The organism is Bradyrhizobium sp., from assembly GCF_049691595.1.
Lineage (GTDB): Bacteria > Pseudomonadota > Alphaproteobacteria > Rhizobiales > Xanthobacteraceae > Bradyrhizobium.
This window is the reverse complement of sequence record NZ_JBAVNZ010000224.1, coordinates 1-2,915: the sequence shown is the minus strand read 5'-3', so window position 1 is coordinate 2,915 and position 2,915 is coordinate 1. Positions and strand designations below refer to the sequence as shown.

3 protein-coding genes are annotated in these 2,915 nt (G+C 66.3%); 1 reads left to right on the top strand and 2 read right to left on the bottom strand.

What is annotated here, in order from left to right:
• The first annotated feature begins 260 nt into the window (after positions 1-260).
• The gene (locus WCE35_RS10015) at positions 261-1,214 is read left to right on the top strand and encodes a ribose-phosphate pyrophosphokinase (protein WP_424593182.1); all 954 of its coding nucleotides are present in this window, start codon (positions 261-263) and stop codon (positions 1,212-1,214) included.
• A 211-nt stretch (positions 1,215-1,425) separates the two neighbouring features.
• Here WCE35_RS10015 and WCE35_RS10010 read toward each other — a convergent pair whose 3' ends face one another.
• Positions 1,426-2,235 carry an SDR family NAD(P)-dependent oxidoreductase gene (locus tag WCE35_RS10010; RefSeq protein WP_424593181.1) on the bottom strand — a complete coding sequence of 270 codons (810 nt, stop codon included), beginning with the start codon at positions 2,233-2,235 and terminating at the stop codon, positions 1,426-1,428.
• Between the two features lie 168 nt (positions 2,236-2,403).
• Positions 2,404-2,915, bottom strand: a 512-nt coding sequence (locus WCE35_RS10005; RefSeq protein ID WP_424593180.1) for an XdhC family protein, incomplete at its 5' end; no start/stop codon positions are given.

Here is a 2,915-nt window from a genome sequence, read left to right as displayed (position 1 = left end):
GGCTCGCCGCGGTCCGGCGGTGGCGAGCGCGGAGGAAACCGGGCCCGGGCCGGGCGGTTTGGGCGCCGGCGCGCTGGGCTACACCGGACATTAGCCAAATCGCCGGCGCAATGGCCATTTTTGGCCGGGAAAACCGGGGCCATGGGTTGCCAGCGGCGGCAGTGGCCTGATATCTCCTCGATCGTCGAAACGCGCCGGTTTCCCGAGGATTTCTCGATATGCTGAATGTCGTCCCCAGCAAGGCGCGAGGAGAACCGTCGATGTCGGCCAAGAGCGGCTCGATCAAGCTGGTCGCCGGCAACTCCAATCCCGCGCTGGCGCAGCAAATCGCCGGGGGGCTCGGGCTGGCGCTCACCAAGGCCGTGGTCCGCCGGTTCGCGGACATGGAAATCTTCGTCGAAATCCAGGAAAACGTCCGCGGCTCCGACGCCTTCATCATCCAGTCGACGTCGTTTCCGGCCAACGACCATTTGATGGAATTGCTGATCATCACCGACGCGCTGCGCCGGTCGTCGGCGCGCCGCATCACCGCGGTGATCCCCTATTTCGGCTATGCCCGGCAGGATCGCAAATCCGGCTCGCGCACGCCGATTTCGGCCAAGCTGGTCGCCAATCTGATCACCCGCGCCGGCGTCGACCGCGTCATGACCCTCGACCTGCATGCGGGGCAAATCCAGGGCTTCTTCGACATTCCGACCGACAATCTCTATGCCTCGCCGGTGATGGTGCGCGACATCAAGGAGCGCTTCGACCTCGCCAATGTCATGGTGGTGTCGCCGGACGTCGGCGGCGTGGTGCGCGCCCGCGGGCTTGCCAAGCGCATCAACACGCCGCTCGCCATCATCGACAAGCGCCGCGAACGCGTCGGCGAGTCCGAAGTCATGAACGTGATCGGCGAGGTCGCCGGCCACACCTGCATCCTGGTCGACGATATTGTCGACTCGGGCGGTACGCTGGTGAATGCCGCCGACGCCCTGATCGCCAAAGGCGCCAGGGACGTCTACGCCTACATCTCCCACGGCGTGCTGTCCGGCGGCGCCGCGGCCCGCATCGCCGCGTCGAAGCTGAAGGAGCTGGTCATCACCGACTCGATCCTGCCGACCGAAGCCGTGGTCAGGGCCCCCAACATCCGCACGCTCTCGATCGCCGGACTGATCGCCGAAGCGATCGGCCGCACCGCGGCGGAAGAGTCGGTGTCGAGTTTGTTCGATTGAGGTCGGCACGAACTCGCATCCTCTCCTCCGTCATCCCGGCCAAGCGAAGCGCGAGCCGGGATCCATAACCGCAAATGTTTATGTCGCGCCGGGCTGGGGCCACAATCCCGTTCAAAACACACGCCTGTGTTTATGGGTCCCTGCTTTCGCAGGGACGACGATATGGATTTGAGCTTTTGAGGGTAAGTACCGGCTGACGTCGTCCGGACCTTCAGTCAAAGCCCGGCCGCGGCACCAGATTCATCAGCATGTTGACATAGCCGCCGTCGACCGTGATCTCGTCGCCGTTGACATAGCACGATCGATCGCTGGCGAGGTACAGGATGGCGTCAGCGATATCCTGCGGCATGCCGATCCGCCGCATCGGCACGACCGCGGTGCGCCGCTCGGTGACGCCGGGCGTATCGTAAAACGACTGGCTCATCGGCGTGATGACCATGCCGGGGCTGACGACGTTGCTGCGGATGCCGTGCGGTCCCCATTCGCTGGCGAGCTGGCGCGAGAGCATGATGACGCCGGCCTTGCTGACGCTGTAGGCGCCGCTCTGGCCCTGGGCGTGCTGGCCTGCGATCGACGCCACATGAACGAGACTGCCGCGCCCGAGCGCGCGCATCTGGCGGCCGAATATCTGGGCACAAAGGAAGTAGCCGGTCAGGTTGACGGCGAGGACGGCGTTCCACTCCGCGAGCGGCAGGGTGTCGAGCGCACCGGGACGCAGCACGGCCGCGGTGTTGACCAGAACGCCGCATGGTCCAAGCGATTTTTCGATTGAACCGGACGCGGCGATGACGCTTTCCGCACTCGAGGTGTCACAGCGTGTCACGGCATAATCGCGGCCCAGTTCACGCAGCTCCGCGCCGGTCACCTCCAGGCCGCGCTCGTCGCGATCGATGACGGCGACATGCGCGCCGGCCCGCGCGAGATCAACCGCGACCGCGCGGCCGATGCCGCCGCCCCCGCCCGTCACCACGCAAACGCGGCCGGCGAGGCCAAGCCAATCGGTTGAATTTTGTTCGGTCATATCCGTGATTGCTCCGATCCAGCGAGGTGAGGACCGGCAGCATAGCCGAAATCTTCGTAGGGCAGGCAAAGGCGCGCTTGCGCCGTGACCACCTTTTTTAATCCGCTGGTGGGCACGCGGAGCCTGTCATCGGGCGCGCATTCGCGCGACCCGGTGGCTTTGCCCAGCCTATGCCTTCCCCGCCCCGCGCTGTCCCCTTCTCCGCTCCACCGTGATCTCCGCCAGAATCGACATCGCGATTTCCTCCGGCGTGATCGCGCCGAGATCGAGCCCGGCCGGGGCCTTGACGCGATCGAGCGCGGCGGCGGCAAGTCCATGGCCGACGAGTTTTTCGCGCAGCGCCGCCATCTTGCGGCGGCTGCCGACGAAGGCGTGATAGGCGGCGTCGGTCGCAACCGCCGCGCGCAGGGCGGCTTCGTCGCCCCGCCCTTGCGTCGATACCACGACGAAGCGCCTTGCCTGATTGAGTTGGCCGAGCGCAAAGCCATCGATCACCGCATCGGCGTCGGGGACCGCGGCCAGATCGCCGGCGGGCGCCGCCAGCGTGACGTGATACCCCAACTGGCGCGCCTGCGCGGCCAGCGACAGCGCCACCGGGCTGGCGCCGAAAATCACCAGCGACGGATGCGGCAGCACCGGCTCGACAAAAATGTCCATGGTGCCCTGGCTCGGGCACAGGT

Bases quoted from the DNA above. Each gene is read 5' to 3' on its own strand.
- WCE35_RS10010 (WP_424593181.1), bottom strand. From the start codon at position 2,235: ATGACCGAACAAAATTCAACCGATTGGCTTGGCCTCGCCGGCCGCGTT.
- WCE35_RS10015 (WP_424593182.1), top strand. From the start codon at position 261: ATGTCGGCCAAGAGCGGCTCGATCAAGCTGGTCGCCGGCAACTCCAAT.